The sequence below is a fragment of the Streptomyces sp. NPDC029041 genome, assembly GCF_040637515.1.
Taxonomy (GTDB): domain Bacteria; phylum Actinomycetota; class Actinomycetes; order Streptomycetales; family Streptomycetaceae; genus Streptomyces.
The window spans coordinates 117,255-137,293 of the sequence record NZ_JBEZWO010000003.1 but is presented as its reverse complement, the minus strand read 5'-3'; the positions used below and the strand labels follow the sequence as shown (position 1 = coordinate 137,293).

General features: G+C 72.1%; 19 protein-coding genes. 10 read left to right on the top strand and 9 right to left on the bottom strand.

Features of this window, described 5'->3' with window-relative positions:
• Positions 1-76 precede the first annotated feature (76 nt).
• The 3 genes from AB0F04_RS07875 (at position 77) to AB0F04_RS07865 (ending at position 1,910) form a co-directional block, all read left to right on the top strand.
• On the top strand, positions 77-496 hold the full coding sequence (locus tag AB0F04_RS07875; RefSeq protein ID WP_362038946.1) for a phage holin family protein: 420 nt from the start codon (positions 77-79) through the stop codon (positions 494-496).
• On the top strand, positions 493-858 hold the full coding sequence (locus tag AB0F04_RS07870) for a DUF3618 domain-containing protein (RefSeq protein ID WP_362038944.1): 366 nt from the start codon (positions 493-495) through the stop codon (positions 856-858). Before AB0F04_RS07875 ends, AB0F04_RS07870 begins: the two co-directional genes overlap by 4 nt.
• 365 nt (positions 859-1,223) lie before the next feature.
• The gene (locus AB0F04_RS07865; protein WP_362038941.1) at positions 1,224-1,910 is read left to right on the top strand and encodes a hypothetical protein; all 687 of its coding nucleotides are present in this window, start codon (positions 1,224-1,226) and stop codon (positions 1,908-1,910) included.
• Between the two features lie 49 nt (positions 1,911-1,959).
• Here the strand turns inward: AB0F04_RS07865 and AB0F04_RS07860 are convergent, their stop codons facing one another.
• Complete coding sequence (locus tag AB0F04_RS07860) at positions 1,960-3,789, bottom strand: endonuclease/exonuclease/phosphatase family protein (protein ID WP_362038938.1); 1,830 nt, start codon at positions 3,787-3,789, stop codon at positions 1,960-1,962.
• Between the two features lie 314 nt (positions 3,790-4,103).
• Between AB0F04_RS07860 and AB0F04_RS07855 the strand changes: the two genes are divergently transcribed.
• The 5 genes from AB0F04_RS07855 (at position 4,104) to AB0F04_RS07835 (ending at position 9,924) form a co-directional block, all read left to right on the top strand.
• A complete protein-coding gene (locus AB0F04_RS07855; RefSeq protein WP_362038936.1) occupies positions 4,104-5,522 on the top strand; it encodes a hypothetical protein in 1,419 nt (472 codons plus the stop codon).
• A gap of 154 nt (positions 5,523-5,676) precedes the next feature.
• Positions 5,677-7,140, top strand: coding sequence for an alkaline phosphatase PhoX (locus AB0F04_RS07850; protein WP_362038933.1), 1,464 nt, complete (start codon positions 5,677-5,679; stop codon positions 7,138-7,140).
• 317 nt (positions 7,141-7,457) lie between these two features.
• The gene (locus tag AB0F04_RS07845) at positions 7,458-7,862 is read left to right on the top strand and encodes a VOC family protein (protein WP_362038931.1); all 405 of its coding nucleotides are present in this window, start codon (positions 7,458-7,460) and stop codon (positions 7,860-7,862) included.
• 299 nt (positions 7,863-8,161) lie between these two features.
• Positions 8,162-9,187: a LacI family DNA-binding transcriptional regulator gene (locus tag AB0F04_RS07840; RefSeq protein ID WP_362038928.1), complete on the top strand. Its 1,026-nt coding sequence runs from the start codon at positions 8,162-8,164 to the stop codon at positions 9,185-9,187.
• 140 nt (positions 9,188-9,327) lie between these two features.
• Positions 9,328-9,924, top strand: coding sequence for a helix-turn-helix domain-containing protein (locus AB0F04_RS07835; RefSeq protein WP_362038926.1), 597 nt, complete (start codon positions 9,328-9,330; stop codon positions 9,922-9,924).
• An 87-nt stretch (positions 9,925-10,011) separates the two neighbouring features.
• Here AB0F04_RS07835 and AB0F04_RS07830 read toward each other — a convergent pair whose 3' ends face one another.
• The 8 genes from AB0F04_RS07830 to AB0F04_RS07795 form a co-directional block, all read right to left on the bottom strand.
• The gene (locus AB0F04_RS07830; protein ID WP_362039782.1) at positions 10,012-11,217 is read right to left on the bottom strand and encodes a TerD family protein; all 1,206 of its coding nucleotides are present in this window, start codon (positions 11,215-11,217) and stop codon (positions 10,012-10,014) included.
• 64 nt (positions 11,218-11,281) lie between these two features.
• A complete protein-coding gene (locus tag AB0F04_RS07825) occupies positions 11,282-11,503 on the bottom strand; it encodes a hypothetical protein (RefSeq protein WP_362038925.1) in 222 nt (73 codons plus the stop codon).
• Between the two features lie 70 nt (positions 11,504-11,573).
• Positions 11,574-12,563, bottom strand: coding sequence for a zinc-dependent alcohol dehydrogenase family protein (locus AB0F04_RS07820; RefSeq protein WP_362038924.1), 990 nt, complete (start codon positions 12,561-12,563; stop codon positions 11,574-11,576).
• The gene (locus tag AB0F04_RS07815; protein WP_362038922.1) at positions 12,560-13,384 is read right to left on the bottom strand and encodes a carbohydrate ABC transporter permease; all 825 of its coding nucleotides are present in this window, start codon (positions 13,382-13,384) and stop codon (positions 12,560-12,562) included. Before AB0F04_RS07815 ends, AB0F04_RS07820 begins: the two co-directional genes overlap by 4 nt.
• On the bottom strand, positions 13,381-14,322 hold the full coding sequence (locus tag AB0F04_RS07810; protein ID WP_362038920.1) for a sugar ABC transporter permease: 942 nt from the start codon (positions 14,320-14,322) through the stop codon (positions 13,381-13,383). Before AB0F04_RS07810 ends, AB0F04_RS07815 begins: the two co-directional genes overlap by 4 nt.
• Entirely contained in the window at positions 14,319-15,692 is a 1,374-nt protein-coding gene (locus tag AB0F04_RS07805; protein WP_362038919.1) for a sugar ABC transporter substrate-binding protein, read from the bottom strand. The genes AB0F04_RS07810 and AB0F04_RS07805 overlap by 4 nt, the downstream gene beginning before the upstream one ends.
• 77 nt (positions 15,693-15,769) lie before the next feature.
• Positions 15,770-16,537, bottom strand: coding sequence for a DeoR/GlpR family DNA-binding transcription regulator (locus AB0F04_RS07800; protein ID WP_362038918.1), 768 nt, complete (start codon positions 16,535-16,537; stop codon positions 15,770-15,772).
• Positions 16,538-16,859: 322 nt separating this feature from the next.
• Positions 16,860-17,669 carry an NAD(P)-dependent oxidoreductase gene (locus tag AB0F04_RS07795; RefSeq protein WP_362038916.1) on the bottom strand — a complete coding sequence of 270 codons (810 nt, stop codon included), beginning with the start codon at positions 17,667-17,669 and terminating at the stop codon, positions 16,860-16,862.
• A 222-nt stretch (positions 17,670-17,891) separates the two neighbouring features.
• On the opposite strand from AB0F04_RS07795, the gene AB0F04_RS07790 reads away from it, so the two are divergent.
• Both AB0F04_RS07790 and AB0F04_RS07785 read left to right on the top strand, forming a co-directional pair.
• A complete protein-coding gene (locus tag AB0F04_RS07790; RefSeq protein ID WP_362038913.1) occupies positions 17,892-18,833 on the top strand; it encodes a 5-dehydro-4-deoxyglucarate dehydratase in 942 nt (313 codons plus the stop codon).
• Positions 18,830-19,993 (top strand): hypothetical protein, encoded by a 1,164-nt coding sequence (locus tag AB0F04_RS07785; RefSeq protein ID WP_362038911.1) that lies wholly within the window; start codon positions 18,830-18,832, stop codon positions 19,991-19,993. The genes AB0F04_RS07790 and AB0F04_RS07785 overlap by 4 nt, the downstream gene beginning before the upstream one ends.
• The last annotated feature ends 46 nt before the right edge of the window (positions 19,994-20,039 follow it).

Sequence of the window (20,039 nt, the reverse complement as noted above, 5' to 3'; positions counted from 1 at the left end):
GCTTCAGAGTGGGTCCCTTTGGTAGCGGCGGGCCCGTCCGGGTACCCGGGTGTTCCTGACGTCGAGAGGAGGCACCGTGACCGGGACCATGGATCATCGGGCCGTGCACGACGAGCGCCGCTCCGTGGGTGAACTCGTGGGTCAGGCCACGGAGCAGCTCTCCACGCTCATGCGGCAGGAAGTGGCGCTGGCCAAGGAGGAGCTCGCCGAGAAGGGGCGGCGCGCGGGGCGCGGTGGCGGGCTGCTCGGGGCGGCGGGCGCCGTCGCGTACGCCGGGCTGCTCGTGCTGTCCGGTGCGGGTGTCGCCGCGCTTTCGCTGGTGCTGCCCGTGTGGGCCGCGGCGCTGATCGTGACCGGTGTGTTGTTCGTGATCGCGGCCGTGCTGGCGGCGACGGGGCGGGCGCAGCTGCGGAAGGCCACGCCGCCCACGCCCGAGCAGGCGCTCGGCAGCGTCAGGGCGGACATGGAGGAGATCAAGGAGAGGGCGCATCGATGACGGACGCGACGGGTGGGGCGAAGGGCCCCGATGAGCTTCGGCGGCAGATCGAGCGGACCCGGACCGAACTCGGCAACACGGTGGAGGAGCTGGCCGGGAAGGCGGATGTGAAGGGGCGTGCGCGGGCGCGGGCCGCCGATCTGCGGGACAAGGCCGGGGCGATGACGGTGCAGTTGCGCAGCAGTGCGGCGCAGGCGGGGCACACCGTTCACGATCGGGCGACGCACGCGGGGCCCCGTCCGGTGCGGACCGTTGTGCAGGCGGGGATGCGGCATCCGAAGCCGGTGCTGGTGGCCGGGGCGGCGGGGGCCGTGGTGGCTGTCGGGGTGTTGCGGTGGAGGCATGCGCACGGGCATCGCTGAGCGGTGTGTGCTGGGTGCGGCGGCAGTTGTTCGTCTGCGCCTGGTGCCGGGTGCGCGTCTTCGCCTGTCGCGGGGTGGGGGTCGGGGCCGCGCCGGGGGGTGTCCGTCCTCGGAACGTCGCGATGGGCTCGGACGCCGACTGACTCTTCGTCGACGCGACAACCGCTGCGGGCGGACACCCCCCGACACGGCCCCTTGCGTCCGACGGCGGGTGCGGGAGCGTCGGGGCTTCCGTCCTCGCTGCGGTATGCGTGCTGACTGGGGCGGCACGGGTGGGCGCAGTCGCACTGACCCACTTGACCTCAAGCTCGGTCGAGGTTGAAGAGTGGGGCTTGTTCGCGACCGGCGCTACGACTGGAGTGTTCATGAGCCGTCGAACCGAGCAGCACCCCGACCCCACAGACCCTCGCATCGGTGCTGCCTTATTCAGTACCTGGCGGGTCGGTACCCCCGAGCGGCAGCGGCAGACCGCGGAGGTGATCGGGCGGGTCTGGGAGCGGCGGCCCTGGCCGACCAGGGATCTGCTGGGCTACCACGTCTACGCGGGCCGGGACGGGTCCACGCTGATGCATTACTCGCAGTGGACCGGCGCGCGGGCGTACGAGTCCTTCGTCGGCACGCACCGGCAGGAGCGGGTCGACGAGATCGATACGGCCGTGCCGGGGATCGAACGGGTCGAGCTCGTGCGGTACGGGCGCTACCGGAGCCTGGAGCGCGCCGCCGGGGACACGCGCGTGCCGGGTCTGATCGTGACCGTGCGGATCGACTTCGAGGAGGGGGCGCAGGAGCGCCGGGAGGAGTGGGTCGACCTCGTGGTCAAGGCGCTGGGCGACGATCCGGCGGGGCATGCCGGGCTGGTGTCCGCGCACTTCCACCTCAGTACGGACGGCGGGCACGTGCTGAACTACGCGGAGTGGGAGAGTGCCGGGGCCTATGAGGCGGCGATCGCCGCGCCGTCGACGGACTCCTGGGAGCGGGTGCGGACGTATCCGGGGCTGCGGAAGGTCACCGGCAGCTCGTACGAGCACACGCTGGGGCTGGTTCCGGAGTGATCGACGCATGGGCCCGGCCGGAGGGACGTCCGGCCGGGCCCACGGGGTGTCACGGGCGGAAACGCAGGACCTGCGGGTCGTGGTCGCTGATCTGGTCGTTGAACTCCGCGTTGACGTGCACGCTGTCGTACTCGAAGTCGCAGTCGCGGCGGATCGACGGGCTGATCAGGATCTGGTCGAGGACCTGGCTGTTGCCCTGGTAGACGTACGAGTAACGCTCGTTGCGGGGGAGCGACTTGATCGCGGACCAGAGTTCGCCGCGGCCCTCGAGGAGCTTCGCGGTCTGCGAGAACTCGAAGTCGTTGATGTCGCCCAGCGTGACGACGTCCGCGTTCTTCTGGGTGTCGAGGATGTCCTTGACGAAGGCGTTCACCACGGTGGCCTGCCGGTGGCGCTGCGTCTCGGAGCTTCGGGACGGCGGCTGGTACTGGGAGGTCAGGCCCTGGTCGCCGCCCTTGGAATTGAAGTGGTTGGCGATCACGAAGACCGAGCGGCCGCGGAAGACGAACTCGCCGGCCAGCGGCTTGCGGCTGTTCTTCCAGGCCTCGTCGGCGGGGGCGATGCGACCGGGGCTGAGGGTGAGGTGGGCCTTCCCGCGGATCTTCGTCACGCCGGTGGCCGTCGTGGCGTCACCACCGGCGCGGTCCGCGAAGGAGACGCGCTCCGGGTTGAAGAGGAACGCCTGGCGGATGTTGCCGCCCGGCTCGCCGCCGTCGGTGTTGTTCGCCGGGTCGATCGAGCGCCAGTCGTACTGCGGGCCGCCGGCCGCCACGATCGCGTCTGTCAGCTTGGTGAGGGTCTGGTCGGCGGCGACCGTGCCGTCGTTCGTCGCGCCGTTGTTGTCCTGGATCTCCTCCAGGGACACGATGTCCGGCGACTGCAGGTTGTTCACGATCGCGGCGGCGTGCGCGGCGAACGTGTCGTCGGACGGGTCGAGGTTCTCGACGTTGTAGGTGGCGACGGCGAGTTCGGAGGAGCGCTGCTTGCGGGTCGTCTCACGTTCCAGGCCCGCGCTCTTCAGCGTGCCGAGCTCGCTCGCGACCAGGGTGTAACCGCCGAACTGGTTGTAGTCCAGGGGGCCCGCGGTGCTGCCGGTGAGGGTGTCGCCCACGTTCGCCTTGGGGAAGTCCGCCGTCGCGCCGAGGGACTGGATCTGCAGGCGGCCCGTGTTCTGGTCGTCGTAGGAGCCGTAGACCGTCCCGCCGTGGCGGTTGCGGTTCTCGTGCGGCTTCACCGTCACCCACAGCTCGGTGTACGGGTCGGTGGCGCCGACGACTCGGGTGTCAAAGACCCGGACGGACATGCCCTCCAGCGCCTCGTAGTAGTCCAGGGCGTACTTCGCGGGCTGGAGGGGGAGCGCGTTGACCGAGCCGCCGGCGGCGGTGTCGCCGGTCGGCGCGTAGGCGGCGGGGACCGAACGCGAGGTGATCGACGTGGCGGCGGGCAGCGCGTTGCCGCTGGAGACGACCGTGGTCGTCGGCTTGGTGATCTCCGTCACCGACTGGTTGCCGGAGGTCGCTCCGCCGGGGACGAACTCCGTGACCGTGCCGCCGACCGTGACGGAGTCACCGACGGCGACCCCCTTCGGCGCGGAGCCGGTGAAGACGAAGACGCCCTCGCTGGTGGCCGGGTCGGAGTCCGGGGTCGGGTCCTGGATCCAGAAGCCGCGGGACGAACCGTAGGTCCGGATGCCGGTGACGATTCCGGCCACGTCCGCGACCTGCTTGCCGGCGTACGGGGACATCCGGGTGCTGCCCTGGATGTCGTGAATGCGGACCGACTCCGCGTGCGCGGGGCTGGTGAGGACGATCGTGGAGGCCGCGGAACACGCGGCGGCGACGGTGAGCGCGGCGAGACGCGCGGACGACTTGCTCGGCAACGGGATTCCCTCCGGGGACGTGACAGGGCGCCGGGACGAGGGCGGAGACGTGTGGAAAGGCTGGACTGCCGCTACCTGTGGGGCGGATGCGGTGACGCGCGTAGACCGCGGTGGACGGGTGGGCCTGGTGGGGCCGGCCCGGTGAACAAGTGTCCGCCGACTTCTACGCGCGTCAATCTCCAGCCTGGCCACGGCACTTGTCAAGGTTTCGGCCATGTACGGCGGCTGACGGGGAGATGAAGTGGGCGGCATGGGTGGAAATCCGTCTAGGCTGAGCGGTTGAGTCACCTGAGGCGCGCTAGGAGAAACAGCCGATGTCAGACCGCTCCCCCCTGCCGCCGGTGCGGCTGCACCCCGAAGCGGAGCTGGCGCGCGACGCGCTGTCCACGCCGTTGCTGTCCCGGGCCGCCCGGCTCGCCCGCTGGGCCGGGCCGGACACCCGCGTCGACGCCGGGGGAGGGCTCGTCGACGAGCAGCTGCCCGCGGCCGCGGAGGCGCTCGGACTGAGTGGGGAGGACGCCGCCGCCGACGCCGGCGAGGCGTGGCGGGTCGCCGTCGACGCCGGGCTCGTCGAGGTCGTCGACGAGGAGCAGGGCACCGTGACGGCCGGTGGGGACCTGGCCCTGCTCACCGGTGGCTCGCCGCAGGACGTGCTCGCCGTGTGGCTCGCCGCTCTGGAGACCGTGCTCGCCGACGCGAGCGTGCCCGACCTCGACGGGCTCGTCGACGAGGACGGCGAGGTCGACCTCTCCGCCCTCGACTGGGACCCCGAGGGCGAGGCCGAGTTCCTCGACGGCGTGCTCGGCAACCTCTATCTGCTGACCGCCGGCGAGGACGCGCCCGAGGGCGCCCCGGTCCCGCTGCCGGCGCTGGCCGCCTCGGTGATCGTGCCCAGCGACATGGGTGAGCCCACCAACGACGTCCTGGAGCAGGTGTCCGACGCGATGATGCGGCTGGACGACCAGTTCCGGATGCTGGAGCCGGTGGGATTCGTCGCCTACCGGCCCGTGGACGAGGCGCTCATGGCCGACGCCGACGAGGAGCCCGCGGCGCCCGTCGACGACACCGACGTCTCCCGGTACGGCATGGTCCGGCTCACCCCGCTCGGGCTGTACGGCATGCGTGCGCGGCTGCTGGAGGCCGGGTTCGAGGCACCGGCCGTCGGGGACCTCGCCGACAAGGGGGCCGACGCGCTGCTCGACGGCACGGCCGGGTTCCCGCCGGGGGCTGCGCAGGCCGAGACCGAGCAGTGGCTCCAGCGGCGGGAATCGCTGGCCGCGGCACGAGAGTTGCTGGCGGCGGCCCGGGGCTCGGATGCCGGGGCGCCGTTGCGGCGGCTGAGGTGTCAGCAGGCCTTGTCGCTGGTGGGGGCCTCGGCCGAGCCCGCGCTGCGGGAAGTGCTCGACGATGCCGAGCTGGGCGGACTCGCCCGGGTGTGGCTGACCGAGCAGGGGGCGGTGGACGTGCCCGCGCCGTCCGAGGCGATGGTGTACTGGCTGACCATCGACACGGTGGCCGCGCAGCTGGCCGCGGAGGGGAACTCCGAGGAGTTGCGGGCGCTGGTGGAGGGGCTCGCGCGGCAGCACGGTGGGTTCTTCGAGGCCGTGTGGCGGGTCGATCACCCGGCGACCGCCGATGTGCTGGAGGCGATGGGGCGGTTGCATCCCGACAAGAAGGTGGCGAAGGAAGCGCGGAAGGCCGCGTTCAAGGCGCGTTCGCAGCAGGGGGGCTGAGCTCGGCCCGCGAGTGCGGGTGCGCTGTGGCTGGTCGCGCAGTTCCCCGCGCCCCTTAGGGCGGTGTTCAACTCGCGTTCACATGTGAGCGGGACGGTTTCGCCGAACGAGGTCCGCCACCTCCCACGGCATCCTCACCGTCACAGGAGACACCATGTCGCTCACCCGTAGGGACTTCGCCAGGAACTCCGCGATCACCGGTGCCGGTGTCGCGCTGGCGGGCAGTGTCGGCGCCCTCGCCACCGCACCGAACGCCCTGGCGTCCGACGACAGCGTCAGCGCGGGGGACGGGGCGAGCGCGGGGGACGGGTCGGCGGACGCCCGGCACGGCGTCGGCTACGGGCCGCTTGTCCCGGATCCCGAAGGCATCCTCGCCCTGCCCGCCGGATTCACGTACAAGATCATCACGTACAGCGGCAAGACCCGGCTGGAATCCGGTGAGTTCACGCCCTCCAACCACGACGGCACCGCCACCTTCGACGGCCCCCGCGGCACCACCCTGCTCGTCAACAACCACGAGCTGAAGGGCCCGCGCGCCAAGTGGGAGCACCCCGTGCCGCTCGCCGAGGGCCTCGTCTACGACCCGGCCGCGGCCGGCGGCTGCACGGTCGTCGAGGTGCGCCCCGACGGACGCGTCGCCGAATGGGTGGGCATCGCCGGCACCTCCACCAACTGCGCCGGCGGCCGCACCCCCTGGGGCACCTGGCTCACCTGCGAGGAGAACTCCGACAAGGCCGGCGTCAACGGCATGACCAAGGACCACGGCTACGTCTTCGAGGTCGACCCCTGTGACCGGCGCGCCAACCTCGCCCCCAAGCCGCTGAAGTTCTTCGGCCGCTACGACCACGAGGCCGTCGTCATCGACCCCAAGCGCGGCCACGCCTACCTCACCGAGGACGCCGCCGGCCCCAACGGCCTCTTTTTCCGCTGGACCCCGCCGAAGGGCTTCGAGTACGGCCACGGGAAGTTCCGTGGCCTCGCCGACGACGCCGGTGTCCTCCAGGCGCCCAGGTGCTTCGACTCCGGCGGCACGTTCGTCGACGACCTGTCGCGCGCGACGAAGACCGGCACGGTCTACGGCGTCGACTGGGTCGACGTCCCCGACCGCGACGCCCGCACCACCCCCGTGCGCAAGCAGTTCACGGACGGCCAGGTCACCCGCGCCCGCAAGCTGGAGGGCATGTGGTGGGGTGACGGCGGCGCCTACATCGTCTCCTCCTACGCCCGTGAGGAGAGCCCGGTCCGGCACGACGGCCAGGTCTGGTTCTACGACCCCAAGCGCCGGACGCTGACGCTCAAGGTCCTGCTCGGTGTGAACCCCGACCCGTCGAAGGACGGCGCGTTCGACGGCCCCGACAACATCACCGTCTCCCCGTACGGCGGCCTCGTCATCGCCGAGGACGGGGAAGGCGTACAGCACCTGTTCGGCGCCACCGACAGCGGACGTACGTACCCGATCGCCCGCAACGAGCTGAACATCGGCACTCCGGAGGAGCCGGAGTACAGCGAGTTCACCGGGGTCACCTTCTCGCCCGACGGCCGCACCCTGTACGCCAGCATCCAGACGCCCGGCATCATGCTCGCCATCACCGGGCCCTGGAAACGGCAGCGACGCTGACATCCGGGAGCCGGTGCCGACGCGTGCGTCCGGGGGCCGGCTCCGACCCGGTGGTCGGACCCGAGGTCAGGGCGTCACCGGCGCTCGTCAGGCGGGATCAGCAGTTGTTCCGCGGCAATCCTGACCAGCGGTACCTCACGGCCGAGGTGGAGATCATCGGTGCGAGGGGCCGGGAGCGCCACTGTGCGCCCACCTGGGCGGGCAGCCGGTTCTGAACGCGTACAGCGCGCTCTTCTGGCCGTCGGAGCGGCATGCCCGGGGGAATCTTCCGGCCCGCCGTCGGGTTGTCGCGGGTACCCGACACCTGAGGAGCCGTCATGTCCGACGAGCCAGCCGTTCGCGAACTCCGCCTCGTGGTCACCGCCGAGGACTATGACGCCGCGCTGCACTTCTACCGGGACGTGCTGGGTCTGCCCGAGCGGGGCGCCTTCGCCTCGGAGGACGGGCGGGTCACGATCCTGGAGGCCGGGCGGGCCACCCTGGAGCTGACCGACCCGAACCACGCGGCGTTCATCGACGAGGTCGAGGTGGGCCGGCGGGTCGCCGGGCACATCCGGGTGGCCTTCGAGGTGGACGACTCCGCCGCCACGACGGCGAGACTGGCCGCGGCCGGAGCGGAGGTCGTCGCCGAGCCGACGCGCACTCCCTGGAACTCCCTGAACTCCCGGCTCGAGGCGCCGGGTGCCCTCCAGCTGACGCTGTTCACCGAACTGGGTGACTGACGGAGTGGGGGCGCCGGGCGGTGCGCGTCGCCGGGTGCGGGTGCGTGGCCGGTTCGCCTTGCGCCGGGTGTGGGTCGGGGCCGCGCCGGGGGGTGTCCGTCCTCGGAACGTCGCGATGGGGTCTGACGCCGACTGACTGTTCGTTGACGCGACAACCGCTGCGGGCGGACACCCCCCGACACGGCCCCTGCTCGCCGTACGCGGGTGCGGAGCGGCGGGAGCGTCGGCCGTGGCGGGGGCCGGGCACCCGTCCCGCCGTCCCTGACGGGCCGGCTCCCGTGCCCGATACAGTGCTGAGCGTGCCGACGGACAATCAGCATGCGGAGCGGCCCGACCGTGCCCGGCGCCGGGCCACGATCCACGACGTCGCCCGCCTGGCCGGGGTGTCACGGCAGACGGTCTCCCGCGCGGTCAACGACAAGGGTGAGATCGACCCCGGCACCAAGGAGCGGGTCCTGGAAGCGGCGCGGCTCCTGGACTACCGGCCCAGCCGGTTCGCGCGGGGACTCGTGCAGAAGGGCGCGGTGACGGCGGGCCTGGTCATCCCGGACTTGCGCAACCCCTTCTTCCCCGAGGTGGCCGCCGGGGTGCTGGAGGCGGCCGAGCAACGCGGCTGGCAGGTCGTCGTGTGGGACTCCCGGATCGACGAAGCCCGGGAACGGGAGGCGCTGGACGTGCTCTCCCACCAGGCGGACGCGGTCGTGGGCTACTTCACGGACCCCGACGACGTCCTCGCGCGGCACATCGGGGGCGTGCCGCTGGTGCTGCTGGAGCGCGGCCCGCAGCAGACTCGCTTCGCGGCCGTGGGCATCGACGCCGCCACCGGTGTCGAGCAGGGCATGGCCCATCTGTTCGACGCGGGGCACCGCAGGATCGGCATGCTCGACGGGGTGCACGGCCCGGGCCCCCGCAGACAGGCCTTCCTCGAGCAGGCGCGGCGGCTCGGCCTGCCCGTCGACGAGGGATGGGTCGTGGTCTGTCCCGAGCACAGCGTGGCGGGCGGCGAGTCGGGCATGGAGCGGTTGCTGACCGCGCGGCCCGGGATCACCGCCGTGTTCGGCTTCAACGATCTGATCGCGGTCGGAGCGATGCGCGCCGCCCGCCGACTGGGCCGGAGCGTTCCGGACGGGCTGGCCGTGCTGGGCTTCGACGGTCTTGCCCTGGGGGAGCTGGTGGAACCCGCCCTGACCACCCTGCACATCGACAAGCGGCGACTGGGGCGGCTTGCCGTGGAACAGGTGGTCCGGCTGCGCGCGGGCGAGGAGCCGCTGCGGGGCGCGGACGCGTGGGTGACACCCGAACTCGTGGTGCGCGCATCCGCCTGACCTCCCGGTCGCCCCGCCTCTGCTCGGTGGATCGGGGGCGCCGGACGGGCGTGGGCGTGCCCCTTCCTTCCGGCCGGCAGGGGGACCGGGCCGTTCTCGGTAAGGTGCGCGGTAAGTCCCCGGTGGTGAGGAGTGGTCGCGTGGCGCAGGTCAGGCCCATGCGGGCGGATGCCCGGCGCAACTACGAGCGGTTGCTGACGGTCGCCGTGGAGGCGTTCGCCGAGCACGGGGAGGGTGCGTCCCTCGACGACATCGCCAGGCGGGCCGGGGTCGGCTCCGGCACGCTGTACCGGCACTTCCCGACGCGGCAGGCGCTGCTGGAGGCCGCCTATCTGGATCGTATCGAGGCGATCGCGGCCCGGGCGGACGAGCTCGCGGCCGAAGCCCCGCCCGGCGAGGCTCTGGCCGAGTGGCTGTACGAACTGGGTGCCGGGCTGATCAGGATGCGCGGCTTGCGGTCCCTGCTGGGTCCGGCGGTCGCGGACACCGGCTCCCCCGTGGGAGCAGCCTGCGGCGACTCGGTCAAGGGCGCGGCGGGGCGACTGGTCCGGGCGGCCCAGGAGGCAGGCGCGCTACGGCGTGACATCGAGCCGATCGATATCCTGCGGCTGGCCCATGGTGTCGCGGCGGCTGCGGAGCTGGCGGACGCGGAGTGCGGGCACATCCGGCGGTATCTGACGTTGCTGACGGAGGGGCTGCGCCCCCGGGACGGCCGGCCCCGGGCTCACGCGCCGTAGGAGTGCGGTCGGTTTGCGGGTGCGGCGGGTGTGTGGCTTGTCGCGCGGTTCCCCGCGCCCCCTCAGGGGGCGCGGGGAACCGGCGCGTCACAGCGCCTGGGCCGCCGGCTTCACCATGCCCCTGACCGTGCGGGACTTCACGAAGTCGCCCATGGCCGTCATCTCCCACTCGCCGGAGAACTGGCGGATCAGCTTGGCCATCAGCACGCCCGTCTGCGGTTCGGCGCCGGTGAGGTCGAAGCGGACCAGTTCCTCGCCGGTCGTGCCGTCCAGGAGGCGGCAGTAGGCCTTGGCGACCTCCGTGAACTTCTGGCCGGAGAAGGAGTTCACCGTGAAGACCAGGCCGGTGACCTCCTGCGGCAGGCGGCCGAGGTCGACCATGATGGTCTCGTCGTCACCGCCGCCCTCACCCGTGAGGTTGTCGCCGGAGTGCCGGATGGCGCCGCCCACGATCTGGAGCTTGCCGAAGTAGCAGCTGTCGATGTGGTTGCGCTGCGGCCCGTAGGCGATGACCGAGGCGTCCAGGTCGATGTCCTTGCCGCGGTACGCCGGCTCCCAGCCGAGGCCCATCCTGACCTGGGAGAGCAGGGGGCGGCCGCCCTTGATCAGGGAGACCGTCTGGTTCTTCTGGAGGCTGACGCGGCCCTTGTCGAGGTTGATCTTCCCGGCGCCGGGCGGGGGCGGGGGCGGTGTGGCCGGGGCCGGGGGAGCGGCGGGAGCGGCGACCGGCGGGGCCGCCGCGGGCGGCTGCACCGGGGCCGGCGGCGGGGTCACCGGCTGGGGCGGGGCGGCGGCGGCCGGCTCCTCCACCGTGACCCCGAAGTCCGTGGCGATGCCGGCGAGGCCGTTGGCATATCCCTGGCCGACGGCGCGGGCCTTCCACTGACCGTTGCGCAGGTAGACCTCCACGATCACCAGGGCGGTTTCGCTGCCGAGCTGCGGCGGGGTGAACGTGGCCAGGGCGGAGCCGTCGTCCGCGTTGCGGATCGTGGCCGTCGGCTCGATGCCCTGGAAGGTCTGGCCCGCGGCGTCCGGGCTGGCGGTGACGACGATCTTCTCGATGCCGGGCGGGAGGGCCGTCGTGTCGACCACGATCGCGTCCGGCGCACTGCCGCCGCCCGAGCGGTACGTCACGCCCGGGCCCGACGGCTGGTTGTAGAAGATGAAGTCGTCGTCGGAGCGCACCTTGCCGTCGGCGGTGAGCAGCAGGCCCGATACGTCGAGCCGCACCGGGGCGGCGACGTCCACCGTCACGCGGGCGGCGGACAGGGGGATGTTCGAGCCGGGGGTCATAGCTGTCATGCCGGGTGAACGAGCGAGGCGGTTTTGCCGTTCCCTTACCTTCGGGCCAATCGGGTCACCGGCGATTGCGCGGGTGGTTCCGGGCGGCGCGTTCGTTGCCGCGTTTGTAGTCGCCGGTCCAGCGGGCCATGACCAGCTGGGGGTCGCAGGCCTCGACCTCGGCGAGGAACTGTGCGGCCCGGGGGCCGTTCAGGGTGGTGGCGGGGCGGCCGTGGTGGCTGATGCGGACGGTTCCGCCCGCGTGCTGCTCGAAGGTGAAGCCGTGGGGTCGTGGCATGCCGTGAGCGTAGGGGGGCGGCGGCGGACGCCCCACCGAATTTCGTCCGCCCCCGCCTCACCCGCGGGGCCTACGGCACGACCACGATCTTCCGGCCGACCCCCGCCGCGAACTGCTCCAGCGCCTGCGGGTACTGCTCCAGCGGGATGCGGTCGCTGATGAAGACCTCCGGGTCGAGAACACCACCCGCGAAGAGTTCCGCCGCCCGCTCGAAGCTGTGCAGCACCGCCATCGAACCCGTGATGGTGATCTCCTGGTTGTAGATGCGGTACGGGTCGATCGTCACGCGGGTCGCGTAGTCGGCGACGCCGAACTGCAGGAACGTGCCCGCCTTGGCCACCCGGTCCAGCCCGTCCTGGATCGCCGCCGCGTTGCCCGTGGCGTCGACGACCAGGTCCCAGCCCTGCGGGCGGTCCAGTTCGTCGGGGGTCGCCGCCGACGCCGAGACGCCGAGGCGGCGGGCCGTCTCCAGGCGGGCCGGGTTCACGTCGACGACGTCCACGCTCGCCGCGCCCGTGCGCTTGGCCAGCTCCAGCATCATCAGGCCCATGGTGCCGGAGCCGTAGACCAGGACGTGCGCGCCGAGGCGGGAGCGGAGCACGTCGTAGCCGCGCACCGCGCACGACAGCGGCTCCACGAGCGCCGCGTCCTCGGTGCGCACGTGCTCCGGGAGCTTCACGCAGTTCGCCACCGGGGCCACCGCGTACTGTGCCGCCCCGCCGGCCGTCGTCACGCCGATCGCCGCCCAGCGCTCGCAGAGGTTGTTGTGGCCGGTGCGGCAGTAGCGGCATTCGTAGCAGTAGAGGGACGGGTCGACGGCGACCCGGTCGCCCACCGCCACCTCCGTGACCCGTGCGCCGACCCCGACGACCTCGCCGGCGAATTCGTGCCCGGGCACGATCGGGAGCTTCGGGGCGAACTCGCCCTGCAGGATGTGCAGGTCCGTTCCGCACAGCCCGCAGGCGGCGACCTCGACGACGACCTCGCGCGGCCCTGGCGTCGGGTCCGGGACCTCGGCGACGACGGCCTTGCCCACGGACTCGATGACGGCGGCCTTCATTTCACGGCTCCCAACGACAGACCCTGGACCAGCTTGTCCTGGGCGGCGAACCCCGCGGCGAGCACCGGCAGGGAGATGACGAGCGACGCGGCGCACACCTTCGCCAGGAACAGACCCTGGCTGGTGATGAAGCCGGTCAGGAAGACGGGGGCGGTCTCGGCGACCACACCCGTGAGCACCCGGGCGAACAGCAGCTCGTTCCAGCTGAAGATGAAGCAGATCAGCGCCGTCGCGGCGATGCCCGGGAGGGAGATCGGGGCGACCACGCGCGCGAGGACGGTGGGCAGCCGGGCCCCGTCCACCTTCGCCGCCTCGATCACCGCCACCGGGATCTCGGCGAGGAAGGACTGCATCATCCACACCGCGATCGGCAGGTTCATGGAGGTGTACAGGACCACCAGCAGCCAGATGTTGTCGAGCATCCCGGCGTTCTTGGCGAACAGGTAGATCGGCAGCAGGCCCGCCACGGCCGGCAGCATCTTCGTGGAGAGGAAGAAGAACAGCACGTCCGTCCACTTGCGCACGCGGTTGATGGACAGCGCGTACGCCGCCGGGAAGGCCAGCAGCAGGACCAGCAGCGTCGAGGCCGCGGACGCGACCGTGGAGTTGATGAGAGCCGGCCAGGGGCTCGCGCCGCCGCCCGCGCCGAAGAACTCGCGGTAGCCGTCCAGGGTGAGCGAGGCGGCGAAGGACGGCGGGTTGGTCGCGGCGTCGGACTCCGAGTGGAACGACGTCAGTGCCATCCACGCGATGGGCAGGAAGAACACGATCCCGGCCAGCCAGGCCAGCAGACCCATGCTGTTGCGGCGCAGGGCGGTCATGCGCGGGACACCTCCTCGCGGAACAGGGACGACACCACGCGCAGGGCGAAGGTCGCGATGACGATCGAGCCGATGACCACCAGGACGCCCGCGGCCGAAGCGAGGCCGTTCTCGTGGGCCTGGTAGAAGCTCTGGTAGACGGTGTAGGGGAGGTTGGCGGTGCCCAGGCCGCCGGACGTGATCGTGAAGACCGCGTCGAAGTTCTGGACGATGTGGATCGAGCCCAGCAGGGCGCCCAGTTCGAGGTAGCGGCGCAGGTGCGGAAGCGTCAGGTGGACGAAGATCTGCCAGTCGCTCGCGCCGTCGACCCGGGCCGCCTCGATCTGCTCGTGGTCGCGGCTCTGCAGGCCGGCGAGCAGGATCAGCATCATGAACGGCGTCCACTGCCAGACGAGAGACGCCTCGACCGCGAGCAGCGGGGCGCTGGAGATCCAGTCGGGCTGAGGGCCGCCCACATAGTGCGACAACCCGTTGAGCAGGCCGTATTCAGGGTTGTAGAGCACATGTTTCCAGAGCAGCGCCGCCGCGACCGGAACCACCAGGAACGGTGCGATCAACAGCGTCCGTACGATGCCCCGGCCGCGGAACCTCCGGTCCAGCAGCAGCGCGAGGAGCAGTCCCAGCACCAGGCCGGCCAGCACCACGGCCACCGTCAGCAGCACGGTCGTCCACACCGAGTGGCGCAGGTCCGCGTCGGTGAGGACCTCCTGGTAGTTGTCGAGGCCGGTGAAGTGCCGGGCGTCGGGATAGAGGGCGTTCCAGTCGAAGAAGGAGATCACCAGCGTCGCCACGAAGGGCAGTTGGGTGACGACGATCATGAAGATCAGGGCGGGCAGCAGCGGGGCCCGGGTGGCCCAGGCGCGCAGCCGGGCGGAGGGGCGGCCGGCCGGGGCGGCTGTGTCGGGGGAGGCCACGGGGGCCGTGGTCGTGGCGGTCATCGTCCCTCGTACTCCTCGGAGATCTTCTCGGCGAGCGCCTGTGACGTCTTCAGGGCCGACTCGACGGACTGGCGCCCGGCGATGGCCGCGCTGATCTCCTGGGAGACCTTGGTGCCGAGGTCGGTGAACTCGGGGATGCCGACGAACTGGATGCCGGGTGCGGGCCGCGGCTGGACACCGGGATCGTTCGGCCGCGCCTGCTCGATGGCCTCCCTGGTCATCTCCTGGAAGGCGCCGGCCTCCTTGCGGTAGGCGGCGTTGGCGTACGTCGACGCCCGCTTGCCCGCGGGCACGTTCGACCAGCCGACCCGGTCGCCGACCAGCTGCTCGTAGCCCTTGCCGGAGGCCCAGGAGACGAACGTCCAGGCGTCGTCCGGGTTGCGGGAGGCCTTCTGGATGCCCCAGGCCCAGGTGTAGAGCCAGCCGGATGACTTCGTCTTCTCGACGGGGGCGGGGGCGTAGCCGATCCTGCCCTTGACCGGGGACTTCGCCGCCTCCAGGGAGCCGGCCGCGGAGGTGGCGTCGTACCACATGGCGACCTTGCCCTGGGTCATGTTGTTGAGGCACTCGGCGAAGCCGGACTGGGCGGCGCCGGACTCGCCGTGCTCACGAACCAGGTCGACATAGAACTTCGTCGCCTTCTCGAAGGCCGGCGAGTCGAGCCGCGCCTTCCAGTCCTTGTCGAACCAGGTGCCGCCGAAGGTGTTGACGACCGTGGTGAGGGGGGCCATCACCTCGCCCCAGCCGGGCAGGCCGCGCAGACAGATGCCCTTCATGCCGGGCTCGGCGGCGTCGGCCCGGGCCGCGAGGTCCGCCACCTGCTGCCAGGTGGGGTGCGCGGGCATCGTCAGGCCCTTCTTGTCGAACACGTCCTTGCGGTACATCAGGAACGACGACTCGCCGTAGAAGGGCTGGCCGTAGAGCTTGCCGTCGTCCGCGGTGAGGGACTGGCGCATCGGCTTGAGCACGTCCTGCTCGTCGTAGGCCGGGTCCTTCGCCACATAGCCGCTCATCTCGCGCAGCCAGCCGTTGCGGGCGTAGATCGGTATCTCGTAGTTGGACAGCGTGGCGACGTCGTACTGGCCGGCCTGGTTGGCGAAGTCCTGGCTGATCTTGTCGCGGACGTCGTTCTCGGGCAGGACCGTGAAGTTGACCTTGATGCCCGTCTCCGCGGTGAAGTGGGCGCGGGTCAGCTTCTGCAGTTCGACCATCTGCGGGTTGTTGACCATCAGGACGTTGATGGCGTCACCGCCGGATCCGGCCCCGCCCGCGCCGACCCAGCAGCCGGACAGCATCGGGGCGAGCAGCGTCCCTGCGGCGGCCAGGGCGAGCGGGGCTCGCGGTGGCCGTCGTCGGCTCTGGGCTCGCATGGATCACTCCTGGGATGTATCGGGGTATAAGGGGCACGGCAGGGCGCGGCTGTACCCGGTGGGGGAGGAGGGGCGGGTCAGACGCGGAGGACCTGCGGTCCGAGCAGCGAGTAGCGGTGGGCCTCGGCGGCCGGGAGCAGCGTGCTCGTCACGATCGTCTCCAGCGCGCCGATGTCGGCGAACCGGCAGAAGCCGGCCGCTCCGAACTTGGTGTGCACGCCCGCGAAGACCACCCGCCGGGCGGCCCGGATCGCCTGGGCCTTGACCTCGCTGACGGCCGGGTCGGGGGTGGTGAGGCCGTGTTCGCGGGAGATGCCGTTGGCGCCGATGAACGCCAGGTCGAGGACGAAGCCGGCGAGCATCTTCGTCGTCCAGTGGTCGACGGTGGCGAGGGTGCCGCGCCGGACCCGGCCGCCGAGCAGCAGGACGCAGACGCCTTCGGCCTCGGCGAGGGCGCCGGCGACCGGCAGGGACGCGGTGACGACGGTCAGCGGCCGGTTCCGGGGGAGCGCCTCGGCGATGAGCTGCGGGGTGTAGCCCTCGTCGACGAAGACGGTCTCGGCGTCGCCCAGCAGGCCGGCCGCGGCAGCCGCGACCCGGCGCTTCTCCGGGACGTGGCTGGTGGCGCGGAAGGCGAGCGTGGTCTCGAAGCCGGCGCTCTCCACGGGGTAGGCGCCGCCATGAGTGCGGCGGAGCAGGCCGTGGTCCTCCAGGACGCGCAGATCCCGCCGTACGGTCTCCTTGGCCACGCCCAGTCCGGTGGCGAGGGCGGTGACGTCGACGGCGCCGTCCCGGCGTGCGGCCAGCACGATCTCGCGCCGGCGTTCCTCCGCGGTTCTGTTCACGGCCGTCACCCGCCTTCCAGTCGTGCTGCCCGTTCGGGCCCTCGGCCGGGCCACGGGGAAGTTCTACCGGGGGTGGTGTGCGGTGACCAGGCCTGTTCCGGGCCCGATACTGCCCGCGTGTGCCCGTTCGGGCGGGGCGGGCCCCATGATTCGGGGGGTGCGGTCAGAGGGCGGCAGCGGGCTTGTCGTGGCTGGTCGCGCGGTTCCCCGCGCCCCTGGTCGTGGCGCTGTCGCGCCGACGGCCACGGCACGGTTCGTGCCCGGACATGCCTGCGGGCGGGCCCGTTCTCTGCCCGCCCGTCTCATGGGCGACTGTTTCCGGTCAGTACGGCCAGATCGGCGGGTCCGTCACGAACTGGCCGCCCAGGTAGGCGTGTGCCTCGTTGCCGTCCTGCAGTTCGCCCTGTTCGGCGATGAGCTTCTCGGCGTACGGTTCGGAGTCGTCCTGCGGCTGGTAGCCGAGCGCCCGGGCGGTGCCGAGGTCCCACCACAGCCGGGTGTTGGCGGAGGAGCCGTGGACGACGGTGTGGCCGACGTGCTCGGCGGTCAGGGCCGCGTGGAAGAGGCGGGCGCCGTCGGCGGGGCTCATCCACACCGAGAGCATGCGCACGCTGGTCGGCTCGGGGAAACAGGAGCCGATCCGTACCGAGACGGTCTCCAGGCCGTGCTTGTCCCAGTAGAGCTGTGCGAGGTCCTCGCCGAAGCACTTGGACAGGCCGTAGAAGGTGTCCGGGCGGCGGGGGGTGCCGACCGGGATCAGGGGGTCGTCGCCGCGGGGGCGCGGGGTGTAGCCGACGGCGTGGTTGGAGGAGGCGAAGACGATCCGGCCGACGCCCTCCTCGCGGGCGGCCTCGTAGAGGTGGTAGGTGCCCTCGATGTTCGCCTTGAGGATCTTCTCGAAGGGGGCTTCCAGGGAGATGCCGGCGAGGTGGAGGATCGCGTCGACGCCCCGGACCGCCTCGCGCACGGCGTCCCGGTCGGCGAGGTCGGCGACGATCGCGTCGGGTTCGCCCTCGATCGGGCGCAGGTCCAGCAGGCGCAGGTCGTAGCCGTAGGCGGGGAGCAGGTCCCGCATCAGGGTGCCGAGGCCCCCGGCGGCGCCGGTGAGCAGGACGGTGCGGGGAGCGGGCATCCTCGGGTCTCCTTGATCGCCAACTGTGCACATGAGCGCACGGCATTCATATGCGTGGACACGCTAGGGATCCCGGGCGGAGCCCGTCAAGTATGCCGCGGAAGGGGTGAATCCGCAGGTGCGTCGGGGGTGTGCGTGCTTGACCGGCGCCAAGAGGGCGCCTTAGCGTGGAGTCGTTCAGAAATATAGACGTCAATCATGAATATGGAACCGGGAGAGCTTGTGACGCCAGCCCCTCTCGCCGCTCGACTCGACCTTCCCAGCGGGCCGCTGTTCTTCCCGGTCACCGCCTACGGCCCCGACGGCTCCGTGGACCTCGACACCTTCCGGACCCACGTCCGGCGCGGGGTGGAGGCCGGAGCCGCCGCCGTGTTCGCCTGCTGCGGCACCGGCGAGTTCCACGCCCTGACGCCCGAGGAGTTCCAGGCCTGCGTGCGGGCCGCCGTCGAGGCCGCCGAGGGGCGGGTGCCGGTCGTCGCCGGCGCCGGGTACGGCACCGCGCTCGCCGTGCGCTACGCCCGTCTCGCCGAGGCCGCCGGTGCGGACGGGCTGCTCGCCATGCCGCCGTACCTCGTCGTCGCCGGGCAGGAGGGGCTGCTGCGGCACTACCGCGAGGTGGCCGCCGCGACCGCCCTGCCGGTCATCGTCTACCAGCGCGACAACGCCGTCTTCACCCCTGACACGGTCGTCCGGCTCGCCCGCACGGACGGGATCATCGGCCTGAAGGACGGGCTCGGCGACCTCGACCTCATGCAGCGCGTCGTCAGCGCCGTCCGCTCCGCGGCCCCGGGCGACTTCCTCTACTTCAACGGCCTGCCGACCGCCGAGCAGACCCAGCTCGCCTACCGCGCCCTCGGCGTCACGCTGTACTCGTCCGCCGTGTTCTGCTTCGCGCCGGAGATCGCCCTCGCCTTCCACCAGGCCCTCAGGGCCGGTGACGACGCCCTGGTGGCGAAGCTGCTGGACGGCTTCTACCGCCCGTTCGTCGAACTGCGCGCCCAGGGCCGCGGTTACGCGGTCGCGCTGGTCAAGGCCGGTGTGCGGCTGCGCGGCCTGGACGTCGGGGAGGTGCGGCCACCGCTGCACGAGCCGAGCGAGGATCATGTGAAGCAGCTCGCCGAAGTGATCGAGCGCGGCTACGCGCTGCTGGAGGAGACCAAGTGAAGGCGTCGGCATTCGTCTATCCCTGGGACGTCAACGGGGACCCGGAGGCACCCGCCCGGATCGCCGCGCTCGGCGCGGAGCAGGTGACGCTCGCCGCCGCCTACCACTCCACGCGCGCCCTCACGCCCCGCCACCCGCGCCACCGCATCGTCACCGCCGAGCACGCCGCCGTGCTGTACCCGGCGGACGACCGCTGGACCGGGCGCGAGCTGCGCCCCTACGCCGCCGGCTCATGGGCCCCCGGGGACGCCTTCGGCGAGGCCGCCACCGCCCTCGCCGGGGCGGGCCTCGAGGTGCACACCTGGGTCGTCCTCGCGCACAACTCGCGCCTCGGTGCCGAACACCCCGGCACCTCGGTCGTCAACGCCTACGGCGACCGCTACCCCTGGGCGCCGTGCATCGCGCAGCCCGCCACGCGCGCGTACCTCGTCGACCTGGCGGCCGAGGCGGCCGTGCGGCCCGGGGCGAGCGGCACCGAACTGGAGTCCCTCGGCTGGTACGGCCTGGAGCATCTGCACGCCCACGACAAGACCGGCGGCGTCGGCCTCGGGGAGGCCGGGCAGTACCTGATGGCGCTGTGCTTCTGCCCGTCCTGCCGCGAGGGCTACGGCCGGCACGGCCTGGACGCCGACGAGCTGGCGGCCGCGGTACGGACCGCGCTGGAGCCGGTCTGGCAGGGGGCGCCCTCCGACGGCGGCTGGGCGGGCATCGAGAAGCTCCTCGGCGAGACGCTCGCCACCACCACGCGCGCGTACCGCGACGAAACCGCCCGCACACTCCAGGAACAGGCCGTCGCGGCGGTCCGGGCGGCGGCTCCCGACGGCTTCCAGGTGCTGCTGCACGCGGACCCCGTGTCGTACCACGTCGGCGCCAACCCCGGGGTCGACCCGGCGCACATCCTGTCCGTGGCGGACGGTGTGGTCGTGCCGTGCGCGGGCGGCACCGGCACCCTCACGCCGTTCGCGCGGCAGGAGCGCGAGGGCGCCGTCATCGCCGCCAACTTCACCGTCGTCTCGGGCATGGGCGGCAGCCCCGGCACCCTGGCCGCCGATGCCGCCGAGGCACGGCGGCTGGGCGCCACCGAACTGCGGCTGTACCACGCCGGGCTGGCGTCCGACGACGACCTGGACACGGTCCGTTCAGCCCTCGCCGGGCGTTGAGGCGGCGGGTTGGCCAGCACTGGTGCGGGGCGGCTCCGGCCCCGGC

Excerpts from the sequence above, each read along its gene's own strand:
- AB0F04_RS07850 (WP_362038933.1), top strand. The coding sequence starts at position 5,677 with ATGTCGCTCACCCGTAGGGACTTCGCCAGGAACTCCGCGATCACCGGT.
- AB0F04_RS07855 (WP_362038936.1), top strand. The coding sequence starts at position 4,104 with ATGTCAGACCGCTCCCCCCTGCCGCCGGTGCGGCTGCACCCCGAAGCG.
- AB0F04_RS07810 (WP_362038920.1), bottom strand. The coding sequence starts at position 14,322 with ATGACCGCCACGACCACGGCCCCCGTGGCCTCCCCCGACACAGCCGCC.
- AB0F04_RS07845 (WP_362038931.1), top strand. The coding sequence starts at position 7,458 with ATGTCCGACGAGCCAGCCGTTCGCGAACTCCGCCTCGTGGTCACCGCC.
- AB0F04_RS07815 (WP_362038922.1), bottom strand. The coding sequence starts at position 13,384 with ATGACCGCCCTGCGCCGCAACAGCATGGGTCTGCTGGCCTGGCTGGCC.
- AB0F04_RS07805 (WP_362038919.1), bottom strand. The coding sequence starts at position 15,692 with ATGCGAGCCCAGAGCCGACGACGGCCACCGCGAGCCCCGCTCGCCCTG.
- AB0F04_RS07870 (WP_362038944.1), top strand. The coding sequence starts at position 493 with ATGACGGACGCGACGGGTGGGGCGAAGGGCCCCGATGAGCTTCGGCGG.
- AB0F04_RS07830 (WP_362039782.1), bottom strand. The coding sequence starts at position 11,217 with ATGACCCCCGGCTCGAACATCCCCCTGTCCGCCGCCCGCGTGACGGTG.
- AB0F04_RS07825 (WP_362038925.1), bottom strand. The coding sequence starts at position 11,503 with ATGCCACGACCCCACGGCTTCACCTTCGAGCAGCACGCGGGCGGAACC.
- AB0F04_RS07795 (WP_362038916.1), bottom strand. The coding sequence starts at position 17,669 with ATGCCCGCTCCCCGCACCGTCCTGCTCACCGGCGCCGCCGGGGGCCTC.
- AB0F04_RS07865 (WP_362038941.1), top strand. The coding sequence starts at position 1,224 with ATGAGCCGTCGAACCGAGCAGCACCCCGACCCCACAGACCCTCGCATC.
- AB0F04_RS07820 (WP_362038924.1), bottom strand. The coding sequence starts at position 12,563 with ATGAAGGCCGCCGTCATCGAGTCCGTGGGCAAGGCCGTCGTCGCCGAG.